Raw genomic sequence first — 15,060 nt, 5'->3', positions numbered from 1 at the left:
GCGCTCTTTAAAAACGGCGCCAGCCAAGAAAAACCGCCTGCGGCCGAAACGGCGGCAGGCGGTTTACGTTTGTAGCGTCGGCGCGTCAATCGTCGCCGGATTCGGCCCAGCTCGGATTGCGCTTGGCGATGAAGGCGCCCACGCCTTCCAATTGCTCGGCGCCGCCCATCAATTGACGCACCGCGGCGCGCTCGCGCTCCAGGTGCTGCGTCAAGGTCAGATTGGAGCTGTCCTCTATCAGCCTGCGCGCGGCGGCCACCGCGCCCGGAGCCTGGTTCGCCACCTTGTTGGCCAGGCTGATCGCCACGATCTTGGCGAAACCCTGGTCCACGATTTCTTCGATCAAGCCTATGCTCAGCGCCTTTTCCGCGGCCACCACCTCGCCGCCGAGAATGATGCGCTTGGCCCAGGACACGCCCACCTTGTCCGCCAGCGTCTTGGTGCCGCCCGCGGCCGGAATGATGCCCACCTTGGTTTCCGGCAGCCCGAGCTTGGCGCCGCGTTCGGCCACCATGTAATCACAGGCCAGCGCCAACTCCAGGCCGCCGCCCAAGGCATAGCCGTTGATGGCGGCCACGGTGACGCCACGGTATTGCCGCAAGGCATGCAAAGCGCCGGCGAAGGCATCGAACACCTTGTCGGCCTCGGCCGCGTCGCCGGAAGCGAATTGTTTCAAGTCGGCACCGGCGGAAAAGAAGGTCTCTCCGGCGCCGGTCAGCACCAGCGAGCGCACTGCGGGGTCCGCATCCAGCGAGCGCACGGTGCTTGCCAGTTCATTCAGGCTCTCCGTGGTCAGCAGATTCGCCGGCGCATTCTTCAGCGTCACGATCGCAGACTGGCCCAGCCGCTCCAGTGTCAGATACTTGGCCATATTTTCCTCACTCTATCCCCATGGATTGCATCGCTGATGCATATGTTTTAGCCAGGCCGGCTGCCTGGATCCTTATGTGGAACCCATTGCGCATAGGTCCAAAGCCAAAGCAGCATTTTCTTTGCAAACTGACCTTTTGACCAGTAGTCAGTCAACAAGACCATCATTTTTTTTATAACTTTCTTTAAGACAATGCCAAGTAAAATTTTGTCAAAGTCCATAAATGCCAAAAGCAAATAACAGGCGCTTCAGCGCGGCCTGAATCGCCACTCTGTTACCATAGAGCTTTCTGCGACAGGTTGCGGCATGATTGAAACGAGCGGATGGGTATTGTTTCTGGCGGGCTTGCTGGGCGGCGGCCACTGCATGGGCATGTGCGGCGGCATCGTCGCAGCTCTCACGCTGAACCTGCCGCCCGACGCCAGCCGCTGGCGCATCATGCTGGCCTACAATCTGGGCCGCATCGGCAGCTACACGCTGATCGGCGCGCTATTGGGCGGCCTCGCCGCCACCGGCCTCGCATTGCTGGACATCCGCGGTCTGCAGCTTGGACTGGCGCTGCTGGCCAATCTGATGTTGGTGGCCATGGGCCTCTACCTCGCCGGTCTGTCAGGCGCCGTCAACCTGATAGAACGTCTGGGCGTGCCGATCTGGCGGCGCTTGCAGCCGCTGCTGGGCCGTCTGCTGCCGGTGCGCTCGGCGCAAGCCGCCTTGCTGGCCGGCATGCTGTGGGGCTGGCTGCCCTGTGGCCTGGTCTACAGCGCCTCGCTGTCGGCGCTGGCCAGCGGCAGCGCGCATGGCGGCGCGCTGACCATGCTGGCCTTCGGCCTCGGCACCCTGCCCAATCTGCTGCTGATGGGCGCCTTCACCGACAGCTTGCGCCGCTGGATGCAACAACGACCAGTCCGCCTGACGGCGGGACTGGTCGTTGCGGGCATAGGCGCCTGGCAGTTGCTGCGCGCGCTTATTTGAACGACTTCAGAATGGTGTCCACATTGTAGCGGAATAGCGCCAGGTAGCTGGGCGCCGGACCGGACGGGCCGGACAGCGCATCGGCGTACAGCTTGCCGCCGATTTTCACCTTGGCCTCGCGCGACAGCTGCTCCAACAGGCGCTTGTCGGTCATGTTCTCCATGAAGATCGCCGCCACCTTTTCCTGACGCACTTGGCGCACCAGCCGCGCCACGCCCTTGGCCGATGCCTCGGACTCGGTGCTGACGCCCTGAATCGCCAGCACTTGCAGCTGGTAGCGCTCACCCAAATAACCGAAAGCGTCGTGCGAGGTCAGCATCTTGCGCTTGGCCGTGGGCACGGCGGCGAAGGCCTTGGCCGCCCAATCGTCCACAGCCTTGACCTTGGCCGCGTAATCGGCCGCGCGGCGCGCGTATTCCTGCCTGCCGGCCGGGTCGGCCTGGCTCAGGCCGGCCTCGATGTTACGGATGTAAGTCAGCACGCGCTTGGGATCGTGCCAGGCATGCGGATCGATGGCGCCATGATCGTGGCCCGCATGACCATGCTCGTGATCGTGCCCCTCTTCTTCCTCGGCTTCACGGACCTTGATGCCCTTGCCGGCTTCCACTTGCACGCCCTTGAAATGAGCGGCCTTGCTCAGTCTCACCATCCAACCTTCCAGCCCCAGGCCATTGGTGACCAGCACCTTGGCCGCGGCCACTTTCTTGACATCGGCCGGCGATGGCTGGAACACGTGAGCATCTTGATCCGGCCCCACCAGCGAGGACACTTCGACGCGATCGCCGCCGATTTCCCGCGTCATGTCGGCCACGATGCTGAAGCTGGCCACCACCGGCAGCTTGGCCCAGGCGGATAAAGGCAGCCCCAGCAGCAGCAGGGCCATGATTGATTTCTTCATCGACGACTTCCTTATCTAAGGGTTCAGGATTCCAGATGCCGGGCGCGGATATAGCGCGGCAAGGCCCCGCCCACCGGCGCCAGCAGCAGCGACAGCAGATAAACCAGCCCGGCCAGCAAGATGATGGCCGGCCCGGAAGGCAGTTCGAAGTGATAGGACAACAAGAGGCCGCCCAGGCCGGACAGGAAGGCGATGGCCACCGACAGCGCCAGCAGGGCCTCGATGCGCTCGGTCCATAGCCGGGCAGTGATCGCCGGCAGCATCATCAAGCCCACCGCCATCAGCGTGCCCAAGGCCTGGAAGCCGGCCACCAGGTTCAAGACCACCAGCATCAGGAACAGCATGTGCCACAGGCCGCCGCGCGCGCCCACCGCGCGCAGGTAGACCGGGTCCAGGCTTTCCAGCAATAGAGGGCGATAGATCAGCGCCAGCGTGGCCAGGGTGAACGAGGCCACGCCGGCCACCAGGTACAGCGCGGCGTCGTCCACCGCCAGCACCGAGCCGAACAGGATATGCATCAAGTCCACATTGCTGCCGCCGCGCGACACCAGCAGCACGCCGATGGACAAGGACAGCAAATAGAAGGCCGCGAAGCTGGCGTCCTCCTTGATGCTGGTGAAACGCGTGGCCAGGCCGGCCAGCAAGGCCACCAGCACGCCGGCGAAGAAGCCGCCTATGCTCATCGCCGGCAGGCTGAGGCCCGCCATCATGAAGCCGACCGCGGCGCCGGGCAGCACCGCGTGGCTCATCGCGTCGCCCATCAGGCTCATGCGCCGCATCACCAGGAACAGGCCGATGGGCCCGCTGCCCAGGGCCAGGGCCAGGCAGCCCACCAGAGCCCGGCGCATGAAGGCGAATTCGGCGAACGGAGCCACCAGCAAATCATATAAGTGCAACATCAGGCAGGCGCTCCATCCACTTCGCAGACCGCAGCCTGGGATTGCCAATGCGCGGCGATGTCCACCGCGCGCTTCAGATTGGCGTCGCACAGCACCGTGGCGGTATCGCCCCAGGCCACCACTTCGCGCGCCAGCAGCAAGGTATGCGGAAAATAGGCGCGCACCTGCTCGTAATCGTGCAATACCGCCACCACGGTGCGTCCCTCTTCCCGCCAGTGGCGAACAAGCTCCAACAGATCGTAGGTGGTTTTGGCGTCCACCGCGTTAAACGGCTCGTCCAGCAGGATCAGTTGCGCGTCCTGCACCAGAATGCGGGCGAACAATACTCGCTGGAACTGTCCGCTGGACAGCGCCGAGATTGTCCGCAAGGCGAAATCGGCCAAGCCCACCTGCTCCAAGGCTTGCAAGGCCTGGTCGCGACCGCGGCGGCTAACGCCGCCGAACACGCCGGTGTCATGCCACAGCCCGGTACACACCAGGTCCAGCACGCTGACCGGCAAGGAGCGGTCGATTTCCGACTGCTGTGGCAGATAGGCGATATCGCGACGCCGGAAGCCGCCCAGCTGCACGCAGCCGGCATCCGGTTTCAACGCGCCTATCATGGTTTTGAGCAAGGTGCTCTTGCCGGCGCCGTTGGGGCCGAAAATCGCGGTGGCGTCGCCGGCGGCGAAACTGCCGCTGACATGGTGCACCGCCGGGTGGCGCTGGTAGGAAACGGTCAGGTTTTGCAGGCTGATGCTCATGCCGCCTCCTGCAAGGCCCAGGCCACCAGCAGCCACAAAGCCGCCAGCGCGACGCTGACCAGCGCCAGCCGCTGCCAGGCCGACATCGCCAGCAGGCTGAACGGCGCCTTGAAATTGGCCGGCGTCAGATGTTGATGCGCATGGCCATGGCTATGTTTGGGCGTCATTCGAAGCACTCCCGCAGCTTGGCCTCGACCACGGCGGCGTCGAAATCCTCGGCGATCAGCTCGAAGCGGCTATCGCGCCGCCAGGACACCTGGGCTGCGCCCCACTGCCCTGCCGCCCAGTTCAGCCACACCCAGCTGTCCAGCACCTTGAACACGCCCTTGGCGCGCACCAGGCCCGGTACCAACGCCGGCAGGCCGTCGAAGAAGCGAGTCAGCCGTTCGCCGTCGAAAGCCTGTTCCGGCGCGAAGGTCCAACCCATCGCGCGCCATTGCGCGGCGGCATCCTCCGGCACCGCCGGCCGATAGCGCGGCTTGGGGACGGCGGCGGCATTCAGCCAGGCCGGATCCAGCTCGCCGTTGCGCACCTCGCTGATCAGCGACTTGGGCGGGAACAAGGCCGCCGCCTGCTGGCGGAAAGCCTGCATCGTCGGCACGTCGGCGGTATCTATTTTATTGGCCACCAGCACATCGGCGATCGAAATCTGATCCCGGTACAGCGGCTGGCGATGGTAGTCGGACTGGATGAACTGGCGCGGATCCACCAGGGTCACCACCGCGCCCACTTCCAAGGCATCGCCCAAGGGCTTGGCGCGCAGTTCGTCGATGACGCCGGCCGCGTGCGCCAGGCCGCTGGCCTCTATCAGCAAGCGGTCCGGGCGCTCGCGGCGCAGCAGGGTCGCCACGGTGGCGGTCATTTGCGGCCCGGCCACGCAGCACAGGCAGCCGCCGGCGATTTCCGCCACCGCCAGGTCGTCCTGGCTCAGCGCCGCGCCGTCGATGCCGACTTCGCCGAATTCGTTGACGATGATCGCCCATTTCTCGTGCTCGGGACGATGCTCGATCAAATGGCGCAATGCCGTGGTCTTGCCCACCCCGAGAAAGCCGGTGAACAAGTTGACTATGGTTTTTTTCATGGGTAAGGGTGTTCGGTAGATTCAAGCGCTGCAGGCCTGGCAGCGGCCGGCCAGCACCAGATTTTGCGGACACAAAGAAAAAGCCACCGCCTGCGCCGCCTGGCGCAACGCGCTCAAGGCCGGCGTGGCGTCGATTTCCTGGACTTGACCGCACTCGCCGCACACCAGGATCAGTCCTTCGTGCTGGCACTCGAAATGGTTGCAGACGATGAAGCCGTTCAAGGCGTCCACCTTGTGCAGCAGACCGTGCTCCACCAGGAAGTCCAGCGCCCGGTACACGGTGGGCGGCGCGGCCGCGCCGCGCTCTTGCTGCAGATCCGCCAGTATCTGGTAAGCCTTGACTACTCCGCGGTAGCGCAGCACCAATTCCAGCACTTGGCGGCGCAAGGCGGTGAGCTTGCTGCCGCGCTGTTCGCAATGCCGCTCCGCGGCGGCCAGATAGGCGAGATGGTCCATGCCGGGCGCTCGTCTCGATGAATCAAAACACAATGTTACTGTATAACATCTCACCTTCACAAGGATTAATCATTCATCGGTTTATCATGCAGAACCATCGTGATAGCTTTGTGCTCCGGAATGTCCATGATAGTCTTATGGCCTATCACCCATCGCTCATATAAGGAAATGACATGAAAAAGCTGTTGATGCTCGCCGTTGCCGCCACACTCGCCGGTCAGGCCTTTGCCGCCGACCCGATCGCCCAGCGCAAGGACGTCTTCAAGCAATACAAGCCGGTGGTAGGTGGCATGGGCAAGATGGTGAAGGGCGAAACGCCCTATAACAAGGATGAATTCGCCAAGCTGGCCGGCGAACTGGAAGCCCTGTCCCAGAAGCCGTGGCAGTATTTCCCGGCCGGCAGCGGCACGGGCAAGACCGATGCCAAACCGGAAATCTGGAGCAAGCCCGCCGACTGGCAGAAAGCCGTGGACAACCACAAAGCGGCTACCGCCAAGCTGAAACAAGTGGCGGCTGGCGGTGACCTGGCGGCGATCAAGGTACAGTTCGGCGCCACCCAGAAAACCTGTAAAGCCTGCCACGACGCCTTCCGCAAGGATTAAGCGCGGCCTTTCCAGCCCGCCATCCGGCGGGCTGTTCACCTTCAGGTGACGCGCCAGCCACCCCCGCCCGTATAGACCGTGAAATGAAAAAACTGCTGACCGTATTGCTGCTGGGCGCCATCGCGACGCCGCTCGCCCTGGCCGACACCCCGGCCGAAACCCGCACCAAATCCTTCAAGAAGATACTGCTGAGCTTCGAGCCCATGGGCATGGTGGTGCGCGGACGCGATCCCTACCAGAAGGATGCCTTCATCCGCCAGGCCGACACGCTGAAGCAGCTAGCCGCCGAGCCGTTCAATCACTTCCCCGCCAACAGCATCAGCGGCAAGAGCCGCGCCAAACCGGAGATCTGGAGCCAGCCGGCCAAGTTCCAGGCCGACAAGGACGCCTTCCTGAAAGCGGTGTCCGAGCTGAACCTGGCGGCGCACCGTGGCGATCTCGCCGTCATCAAGAAAAACTACGGCGCAGTGGCACAGAGCTGCAAATCCTGTCACGACGCCTTCCGCGGCCCGGAAAAATAATTGGAGGCATGAAAAAAGGGCGGCTACCCGCCCTTTGCTCCACAACCATGCGCCTGACGCTTACAAGCGCGTCAACAACACGTAGATGCCGCCGCTGGACACCAGCAAGGCCACCAGCGCGATGATGGCGGGCACGAATTCCAGCCGCGGCACCTCGCCGGCAATCGGCTTGCGCCCGGTAATCATCGCCTGGACCAGATTGTTCTTCTTGAACACCCGGTAGGCAACGATGGCCAGCAGATGCAGGCCGACCAGGCCCAGGATCACATTGAAAAAGTTCTTGTGAAACCAGGTCGCCGTCTCGGCCATATCGCTGCTCAACAATTTGGCCAGTGGGCCGTCGTACAGATAACTGTCGACATCAGCGGCGAACAAACCGCTGCTCACCTGGGCCAGCAAGGCCAGCAGCATCGCCAGCACCATCAGGCCGCCCAGCGGATTATGACCCGGCTGCTCATTCTCGCTCAGTTCGCCGCGCAAATAGCGCAGAATGCTGCGCGGCCCCTTGATGAAATTGCTGAAACGCGCGGTCTGGCTGCCGATCACGCCCCAAATCAGCCGGAACAGCAGCAGGCTGGCAAGGCCGGCCCCACACCAAATATGGTATTGCAACCAATCGCCGCCCTGCTCGCCGCTATACCACATGCCGGCAAACAAGATCACCAGCGCCCAGTGAAACAAGCGGGTGGGAACATCCCACACTTTTACCATTTGCGTCATTGCGCCCTCACTCCCCTTCACACCTTAAAATCCTGAATACCCTGCGTTCAAGCCACCCCGGCATCCCGCATCGCAACATGATAACTCCTTGCGCCGCGCAGCATCCCTGATACCAATGGGGTTTTATTCCGATTTTACCGAGAAAAAGCGCTCAAGAACCATCGATTTTCGGTTAATATCATTGACTGGACTCGCTCGGCGGGTCCAGCTACGCCGCCCGCCAACGGGCGGCCTAACTTTTTGCGGCGACGCCTTAAACACGTCATTGGCCGCGCGTCACGATTTTGTTGGAGACCCGATAAATGAACCATGCCCCCCTGATTCAGGATCTGCAGGCCCGCGGCCTGATTGCGCAAACCACGGATGCCGTTGCGCTGGAAGAACTTCTGAGCAAGGAGCAGGTAACCCTTTATTGCGGCTTCGACCCCACCGCCGACAGCCTGCACCTGGGTCACCTGGTGCCGGTGCTGATGCTGCGGCGCTTCCAACTGGCCGGCCACCGCCCGGTGGCCTTGGTGGGCGGCGCCACCGGCATGATAGGCGATCCCAGCTTCAAGGCCGCCGAACGCAAGCTGAACACCCCGGACGTGATCCAGGGCTGGGTGGAGAAGATCCGCGGCCAAGTGGCGCCCTTCCTCAGCTTCGAAGGCGATAACGCCGCGCTGATGGCCAATAACTATGACTGGTTCGGCCAGATGAACACGCTGGACTTCCTGCGCGACATCGGCAAGCACTTCTCGGTCAACGCGATGATCAAGAAGGAATCGGTGCAGCAGCGCATCAACCGCGACGACCAGGGCATTTCCTTCACCGAATTCGCCTACAGCCTGCTGCAAGGCTACGACTTCGCCGAGCTCAATCGCCGCTTCGGCTGCAAGCTGCAGATCGGCGGCTCCGACCAGTGGGGCAATATCACCGCCGGCATCGACCTCACCCGCCGCCTGCAGCAACAGCAAGTCTTCGGCCTGACCGTGCCGCTGGTGACCAAGTCCGACGGCACCAAGTTCGGCAAGACCGAATCCGGTGCCATCTGGCTGGACGCGAGCAAAACCTCGCCCTATGCCTTCTACCAGTTCTGGCTGGGCACGGCGGATGCCGACGTCTACAAATTCCTGCGCTACTTCACCTTCCTGTCGCTGGAAGAGATCGCCGCGATTGAAGCCGCAGACCAGGCCCGCGACGGCAAGCCGGAAGCCCAGCGCATCCTTGGCGAACAAATGACGGCGATGGTGCATGGCCAGAGCGCGCTGGAAGCGGCGCAGCGCATCACCCAAAGCCTGTTCAACAATGATCTGAGCAGCCTGACCGCCGACGACTTCGCGCAACTGGCCCAGGACGGCCTGCCCTGCGTCCAGTTGGAGCACGGCGCCGACAGCCTGATCGACGCGCTGGCCGCCGGCGGCCTGGCCAAGTCCAAGAGCGAGGCGCGCACCTTCATCCAGAGCGGCGCGGTCAGCGTCAATGGCGACAAGGCCGACAGCCTTGAGCATCAGTTCGGTGACGCAGAACGCCTGTTTGGCCGCTACACCCTGCTCAAGCGCGGCAAGAAGAACTACGCGCTGCTGGAATGGCGCTGAGCGCGGTGAATGCATAAGACAAAGCGGCCTTCACGGCCGCTTTTTTATTAGCCGCGCCTCACTTTTCCACCTCGAAGGCCTCGCCGGTGGCGAAGAAGGCGCCGCCGGCGATGTAATGCAGACTGCGCTTGGCTTCATCATCGAAATGCCAGCGCCCGTCGACGAACACTTCCTCATCGGCTTCCGCCGCCACCACTTCCCCGATGAACAGATCATAGCGCTGCTGATTATGCGGCTCGCTGATCACCTTGCACTCCAAATAGGCGATGCAGCCATCCACGCGCGGCGCGGCCACTTTTTGCGCCAGGCGCCGGCTCAGCCCGCTGTAGGCGAACTTGTCCACCAGCCGGCCATCGGCGCCGCCGGCGCGCAGCACCGCCGCGGCTTGGGCGCGGCACGGAATATTCAGCACGAATTCGCCGGAGGCTTCGATCAACTCACGGGTATGGGTAGCCTTGTCGATGACGACCAACACTTTGGGAGGGTCGAAATCCAGCGGCATCGCCCACGCCGCCGCCATCACATTGCTACGCTCCCCCGCCGCGCTGGACACCAGCACCGTGGGGCCATGGTTCAATAAACGGTAGGACTTGCTCAGCTCAACGGCGCGTAAACGGGACATGGATGGACTCGGCTTAAATCACGATGGCCATTCTAGCGAGAGGTCACAGCCGGCGTCTGCAAAAAAAAGCCCGGCTCAAGCCGGGCATATGGATTGCTAATTTCAACAAAGGAGAAGTCATCGAGATGACTATCCAGATATAGGATGCTTTATATTGCGTTGCAAGAAGCCTTGCATCTCCAATCAAAACAGGAACATAGGCCCGCCACCCAAGGTATTGCTGCTCCCTTCCAGGCCAATATAGACATTGCGTCCGTAAAAGAACGGCAAGCCCCAATCAAAGTAATTACTGAGGCCGCCACCGGCAGGCGCGCCCAAGCCCGGCAAGGCGGAATATCCCTGCGACAACAGCGTGCCACCATTACCCAGGCCAAAGGACACCACGCTGCTATTGCTATTGCTGGCATTGCTCAGCGTGGCGCTGAGCGCCAGCGTGCCGGCCGGGCAGAACCAGGTGCCACCGCCCACCGTGCAGGTATTGATCGTCGCATCCGGAAAGAACAGGCCGTTGGAACCACTGTCCAGAAAGCTGCCGTAACTGGACGATTTATAACTGGTCGCGATCACCGCCTGCCCATTGCCGTCCAGCGTGGTGGGAAAGGCTTTGGCCGTACCCAAGGCATTATTGCTCTGCGTATCCACGCCGAAGTACAAGGTACCGGTGGCGCTGGGCGCGCCACTGACGGCCACGGCGGGCAGTTGCAGCATCACGCCGTTATTGTCGCCGCTAAAGCCGATCACGGGGTTGGATACTTGCAGCGAAGCCGCCACCGTCGCCGGCTGACAAGTCAGCGCCGTCGGGCAGGCGTAATAGAAACCATTATTGCTGATGCTGCTGCAAGCGCTGCCGCAATCCTGCCGCCATAAGCCGACGCCGAGAACGCCATTGGCGCCCAGGACGGACTGGCTGCCGATATTGGTCCCGGTATTGCTGCAGGCGGTGGGAATCGTGCTGTAGGCGGAATCACCCACGATCTGAATAGGCAGCGAAGACGCCGTCTTGGACGCCATCTTGACATCGGCGTAGCGCACACTTCCCCAAGTGAAACCGCTGGCGAACTGCATGCATTCAAGCACTTGCCGGCTGTTTGTCGCCACGCCAGGCAGGCTGGACAAGGTAGCGCCGTTCACGGCGCTGGCCAGCAAGCGCAGCCCGCTGGAGCCGGTATCCACCAGCACCCGGTCTATGGTCTGGCATTGGCCGCCGCCTGGAGCGCACACCGTGACCGACACATAAGGCATATTGATTTGATAGACATTGGCCACCGGCCCGCGGTCTATCGTCATCGTCACCGAGTTGGCGGTCGAGCCGCCATTATTCGGCGGCGCAATCCCGCCACCGCCGCCTCCGCCCCCCCCTCCGCATGCAGTCAACACCACCGCGCACGCCAGCGCGAGCCACAACATCCCCTGTCTCATCTCGCTCTCCCGTCGGATTATTTGAGTTGTTCGATATCTAGCCCGGCCGGCAGCAGTGCCGGCACATAGGCCAAGCCGTGGAAAGCGCGCGTGCGGCCGGCCGAGATCACGACCAGGCCCGGCCGGTGGCCATCCAGCCGATTCAGGCCGGCCCGGTTGGACTGCTGTGAGGAAACATAGGCGGGAAAATAATCGCCGAGCAACTGCCGCATATCGGGCAACGACGCGCCCTGCCAAGCGACGGCGAACACAATGCCGTCCGCCCCGGCGAATTCGCGAATGCGGCGGCCCGCCGGATCCTGGCTTTGCGCCACGGAATAAGCGGCTTGCGGCACGGCTCTCAGCGCCAGCGGCGGCGGCGAATTGCCGGCCACCGCGCCTGGTGGCAGCGCCTGCCCCAGCGTGGCCAGGGCTGCAGCGGGCAGCAAGCCCAGGCCGAGCAGCAGCGCGCCGCCCACGATACGAGAAATCTCCATGGATGAGCCCCCAAATCAGGATGGAAAGACAGCCGCAGCCCGGATGCTTGGCCCGAGCTTGCTAGGTGCGCGCGGTGCCGGCACCGCTTTAAAAATATAGCACGCCAGCATGAAACAGCCGCCCCATCACAGCGGAGCGATCGAAATCGACAATAAAAAAGGGGGGCCAAAGCCCCCCAGCGTCCTCAAAATTCAACCAGCTGCCCGCCGGTCAAATCCGAATGGCCTGTCAGTACGCCAGCGAGTCGTCATGCCGGGTCGTCACCAGCTTGCCCGCGCCCAGCGACAACATCAACAGAGCAACGCGCTCATGCACGATCACGGTATGGGTATTGCCGGAAAACTGCATATAGCGCCGCAAATCCTCACGCACTTTGCGCGAGCCGGTGACATCGATGATGATGTCTATGCGCGTGCCCTGCTCCGCCAGCTCAATGAAATTATCGGTAACCGAGATGCCACGCTGCCGGGCCAACTGGATGCCAGGCGACTCCAGATTCAAGTCCGCCACGCCAACCATCTCGACAAACGGCGCATCCAGCAACTGCCGCAACAGCGGCGTGCCGGTTTCGCCCGCGCCTATCATTCCCACTTTGATCTGTTCCATGCGGCCCACCCGAATTATGCCTATCAAATAAACGTCACACTGTAACAGCTTTGCCGGCCACGACTATTTGAGCCAAATCAAGCAGAGTCCAACAGTCCGCGCCGCCATCAAATGAAACAGGCCCGGACTATGCCGGGCCTGTAACGGTAAGATCACACGTGTTCAATGCAGATTCTGCTGCGACAGGAAACGTAGATAGCCAACGCCCTCCAGCCAGAAGCCGCCATCGGCCAGCGGCGTCGCCTCCTCCAGATCCGCCACCGTCAGCACCAATTCCTGGCCATCCAGATTGGCCTCCAGCACCACATCGTCGTCGTCGGAAAACTCTTCGGAAGCGGTATGAAAGTCCGGCTTCACGAACTGGTTGTTGACCTGAATATAGTCGGACTCATTCAGCAAACGCAGGATGTTCATGGCGACCTCCTAATGATGCGGTGGGAGACAAGGTCCAACAGACAGTGAGCACGGCGCCGGATCCGCCACGGCGACGCGCACTGTCAAGCACGCCGCCCTAGTTCCCGCCGCCCTCCGTTCAACGGCGGCTACAGCCAGCCGCGCTCGGCAAATGATTCCGCATGCCGACCGGTGACGACGAAGTGATCCAGCAATCTTATATCGACCAGCAGCAGCGCCGCTTTGAGCGTCTTGGTTAGAGAATGATCGGCCGCGGATGGTTCGCAGACGCCGGAAGGATGATTGTGGGCAATGATCACCGCCGCCGCGTTATTGGCCAGAGCCCGCCGCACCAGCTCGCGCGGATAGACCCGGGTTTCGGTCAGGGTGCCTCGAAACAACTCTTCTACCGCAATGACTCTATTCTGCGCCGTCAGGAACACGGCGACGAAGACTTCCACATCCTTGCCCGCGATCGCCAGACGCAGGAAATCCCGCACCTGTCGCGGATTGTGCAACACATCCGTCAAACTCATGTTCTCGGCCAGCGCGCGCTGCGCCAGCTCCTTGCTGGCCATCAGCTGTGCGTACTTGGCGGCTCCCAGGCCGCGCCGCGCCTGGAACTCCTCGAGACTGGCGTTCAACAAGCCGGACAAGGAACCAAAATCCAACATCAGCTGCCTGGCCATCTCCACCGCGCTTTGCCCCCGCATCCCGGTACGCAGAAAGATGGCGAGCAATTCTGAGTCGGACAGCGCCGCCGCTCCTCGAGCCAACAGCTTTTCACGGGGACGCTCGGCTTCCGGCCAATTGGCGATAGACATCGGCACGCTCCTCTTCTGGCTATAGCACTGTTTTCAGGATCAGACCAAACGTGATGCGGCATCTGCCACCATATCATCGAAGCCGGATACCGGCCAGCGCGCCCAGTCCGCGGAAATCCGCTAAAATTGCTCATTTACCGCCTGTTTCGACAAGCCCATGACAAGCAAGAAAATCCTGCTAGGCATCACCGGCGGCGTCGCCGCCTACAAGTCGGCCGAACTGACCCGGCTGCTGGTCAAAGCCGGCCACAGCGTGGAAGTGGTGATGACGGAGTCGGCCACCCGCTTCGTGACCCCGGCCACTTTTCAAGCGCTGTCCGGCCACGCGGTGTACACAGACTTGTGGGACGAGCGCCCCAGCAACGCGATGGCCCATATCGATCTGTCGCGCCGCGCCGATGTGTTCCTGATCGCTCCCGCCACCGCCAATACGCTGTTCAAGCTGGCTCACGGCGCCTGTGACGATTTGCTGTCGACCCTGGCTGCCGCCCGCGCCTGCCCGCTGATCGTGGCGCCGGCGATGAACCGGCAGATGTGGGACAACCCGCCCAACCAGCGCAACATTGCCCAGCTGCGCGCCGACGGCATCAGCGTGTTCGGCCCTGCCAGCGGCGCCCAGGCCTGCGGAGAAACCGGTGAGGGCCGCATGCTGGAGCCGGTGGAGATCGCCGAATTGCTGGAAGGTTTTTTCCGCGACAAACTCCTGTCCGGAAAAAAAGTGTTGCTCACCGCCGGCCCCAGCTACGAAGCGATCGACACCGTGCGCGGCATCACCAATATCAGCTCCGGCAAGATGGGCTATGCGCTAGCGCGCGCCTGCCGCGATGCCGGCGCCGAAGTCACGCTGATCTCTGGCCCCACAGGCATGGCCGCGCCGCTGGGCATGCGCCGTATCAACGCCGCCAGCGCCCGGCAAATGCATGACGCGGTGATGGCCGAGGTGGGCCGCAGCGATATTTTCATTTCCGTCGCCGCGGTTGCCGACTACCGGGTCAAGAATCCCTCCGCCCACAAGATCAAGAAAGGCGACGCGCCGCCCAGCCTGGAGCTGGAGGAAAACCCGGACATCCTCGCCACCGTCGCCGGCCTGCCCGCGGCCCCGTTCTGCGTCGGCTTCGCCGCCGAAAGCCAGAATCTGCTGGAATTCGCCGAAGCCAAACGCCTGCGCAAGAAGCTGCCGCTGCTGGTCGCCAACCTCGCGCAACAAGCCATGGGCGCCGACGACAATCAAGTGGTGCTGCTGGACCACGCCGGCGCCCATCCGCTGCCGGCGATGCCGAAACCGGAAGTAGCCCAAGCCATCGTTGAACACTTGGCCCAGCTGTTGCGTCACAAGCCATAAACGCAGACCGATCAACCTCCCCCGGTCGGGCAGCCAC

General features: G+C 62.6%; 19 protein-coding genes. 5 read left to right on the top strand and 14 right to left on the bottom strand.

Annotated elements, in window-relative coordinates:
• Positions 1-85: 85 nt before the first annotated feature.
• Entirely contained in the window at positions 86-871 is a 786-nt protein-coding gene (locus ACE3QM_RS16460) for an enoyl-CoA hydratase (RefSeq protein ID WP_231461004.1), read from the bottom strand.
• Between the two features lie 306 nt (positions 872-1,177).
• Between ACE3QM_RS16460 and ACE3QM_RS16455 the strand changes: the two genes are divergently transcribed.
• Positions 1,178-1,843 carry a sulfite exporter TauE/SafE family protein gene (locus tag ACE3QM_RS16455; RefSeq protein ID WP_374423390.1) on the top strand — a complete coding sequence of 222 codons (666 nt, stop codon included), beginning with the start codon at positions 1,178-1,180 and terminating at the stop codon, positions 1,841-1,843.
• On the opposite strand, the gene ACE3QM_RS16450 is transcribed toward ACE3QM_RS16455, so the two are convergent.
• From ACE3QM_RS16450 to ACE3QM_RS16425, 6 genes are read right to left on the bottom strand one after another with little or no spacing between them, the layout of a single operon-like run.
• On the bottom strand, positions 1,836-2,741 hold the full coding sequence (locus tag ACE3QM_RS16450; RefSeq protein ID WP_374423388.1) for a metal ABC transporter substrate-binding protein: 906 nt from the start codon (positions 2,739-2,741) through the stop codon (positions 1,836-1,838). The genes ACE3QM_RS16455 and ACE3QM_RS16450 overlap by 8 nt on opposite strands.
• A gap of 23 nt (positions 2,742-2,764) precedes the next feature.
• The gene (locus ACE3QM_RS16445) at positions 2,765-3,637 is read right to left on the bottom strand and encodes a metal ABC transporter permease (RefSeq protein WP_374423425.1); all 873 of its coding nucleotides are present in this window, start codon (positions 3,635-3,637) and stop codon (positions 2,765-2,767) included.
• A 2-nt stretch (positions 3,638-3,639) separates the two neighbouring features.
• Positions 3,640-4,383 carry a metal ABC transporter ATP-binding protein gene (locus tag ACE3QM_RS16440; protein WP_048407717.1) on the bottom strand — a complete coding sequence of 248 codons (744 nt, stop codon included), beginning with the start codon at positions 4,381-4,383 and terminating at the stop codon, positions 3,640-3,642.
• Positions 4,380-4,550, bottom strand: coding sequence for a hypothetical protein (locus tag ACE3QM_RS16435; protein WP_156183680.1), 171 nt, complete (start codon positions 4,548-4,550; stop codon positions 4,380-4,382). Before ACE3QM_RS16435 ends, ACE3QM_RS16440 begins: the two co-directional genes overlap by 4 nt.
• Complete coding sequence (locus ACE3QM_RS16430) at positions 4,547-5,464, bottom strand: GTP-binding protein (RefSeq protein ID WP_231461007.1); 918 nt, start codon at positions 5,462-5,464, stop codon at positions 4,547-4,549. The genes ACE3QM_RS16435 and ACE3QM_RS16430 overlap by 4 nt, the downstream gene beginning before the upstream one ends.
• Before the next feature lie 21 nt (positions 5,465-5,485).
• Positions 5,486-5,920, bottom strand: coding sequence for a transcriptional repressor (locus ACE3QM_RS16425; protein ID WP_048407715.1), 435 nt, complete (start codon positions 5,918-5,920; stop codon positions 5,486-5,488).
• A gap of 173 nt (positions 5,921-6,093) precedes the next feature.
• Between ACE3QM_RS16425 and ACE3QM_RS16420 the strand changes: the two genes are divergently transcribed.
• A complete protein-coding gene (locus ACE3QM_RS16420; RefSeq protein WP_048407714.1) occupies positions 6,094-6,522 on the top strand; it encodes a cytochrome c in 429 nt (142 codons plus the stop codon).
• Positions 6,523-6,605: 83 nt separating this feature from the next.
• Positions 6,606-7,043 carry a cytochrome c gene (locus tag ACE3QM_RS16415; protein WP_053074146.1) on the top strand — a complete coding sequence of 146 codons (438 nt, stop codon included), beginning with the start codon at positions 6,606-6,608 and terminating at the stop codon, positions 7,041-7,043.
• Positions 7,044-7,103: 60 nt separating this feature from the next.
• On the opposite strand, the gene ACE3QM_RS16410 is transcribed toward ACE3QM_RS16415, so the two are convergent.
• A complete protein-coding gene (locus ACE3QM_RS16410) occupies positions 7,104-7,763 on the bottom strand; it encodes a cytochrome b/b6 domain-containing protein (protein WP_048407713.1) in 660 nt (219 codons plus the stop codon).
• 302 nt (positions 7,764-8,065) lie between these two features.
• Between ACE3QM_RS16410 and tyrS the strand changes: the two genes are divergently transcribed.
• A complete protein-coding gene (tyrS, locus tag ACE3QM_RS16405) occupies positions 8,066-9,340 on the top strand; it encodes a tyrosine--tRNA ligase (RefSeq protein WP_231461009.1) in 1,275 nt (424 codons plus the stop codon).
• A gap of 58 nt (positions 9,341-9,398) precedes the next feature.
• Here the strand turns inward: tyrS and ACE3QM_RS16400 are convergent, their stop codons facing one another.
• The 6 genes from ACE3QM_RS16400 to radC form a co-directional block, all read right to left on the bottom strand.
• Positions 9,399-9,962 (bottom strand): flavin reductase family protein, encoded by a 564-nt coding sequence (locus tag ACE3QM_RS16400; protein WP_374423383.1) that lies wholly within the window; start codon positions 9,960-9,962, stop codon positions 9,399-9,401.
• Between the two features lie 183 nt (positions 9,963-10,145).
• The gene (locus ACE3QM_RS16395) at positions 10,146-11,369 is read right to left on the bottom strand and encodes a DUF3443 domain-containing protein (RefSeq protein ID WP_197081324.1); all 1,224 of its coding nucleotides are present in this window, start codon (positions 11,367-11,369) and stop codon (positions 10,146-10,148) included.
• 29 nt (positions 11,370-11,398) lie between these two features.
• Positions 11,399-11,857: a DUF2844 domain-containing protein gene (locus ACE3QM_RS16390; protein ID WP_374423380.1), complete on the bottom strand. Its 459-nt coding sequence runs from the start codon at positions 11,855-11,857 to the stop codon at positions 11,399-11,401.
• A 229-nt stretch (positions 11,858-12,086) separates the two neighbouring features.
• Positions 12,087-12,464 carry an oxidoreductase gene (locus ACE3QM_RS16385; RefSeq protein WP_048407708.1) on the bottom strand — a complete coding sequence of 126 codons (378 nt, stop codon included), beginning with the start codon at positions 12,462-12,464 and terminating at the stop codon, positions 12,087-12,089.
• Positions 12,465-12,626: 162 nt separating this feature from the next.
• On the bottom strand, positions 12,627-12,878 hold the full coding sequence (locus ACE3QM_RS16380; protein ID WP_019101157.1) for a hypothetical protein: 252 nt from the start codon (positions 12,876-12,878) through the stop codon (positions 12,627-12,629).
• A 128-nt stretch (positions 12,879-13,006) separates the two neighbouring features.
• Positions 13,007-13,681: a DNA repair protein RadC gene (gene radC / locus ACE3QM_RS16375; protein WP_048407707.1), complete on the bottom strand. Its 675-nt coding sequence runs from the start codon at positions 13,679-13,681 to the stop codon at positions 13,007-13,009.
• 157 nt (positions 13,682-13,838) lie between these two features.
• Here radC and coaBC point away from each other — a divergent pair, with 157 nt between their 5' ends.
• Positions 13,839-15,023, top strand: a complete 1,185-nt coding sequence (gene coaBC / locus ACE3QM_RS16370; RefSeq protein WP_374423377.1) for a bifunctional phosphopantothenoylcysteine decarboxylase/phosphopantothenate--cysteine ligase CoaBC — start codon at positions 13,839-13,841, stop codon at positions 15,021-15,023.
• Positions 15,024-15,060 lie beyond the last annotated feature (37 nt).

Origin of the sequence: Chromobacterium sp., from assembly GCF_041912965.1 — a bacterium.
Taxonomy (GTDB): Bacteria; Pseudomonadota; Gammaproteobacteria; order Burkholderiales; family Chromobacteriaceae; genus Chromobacterium; species Chromobacterium aquaticum.
The sequence above is the reverse complement of the archived record's forward strand: the minus strand, read 5'-3'. Positions and strand labels throughout refer to the sequence as shown.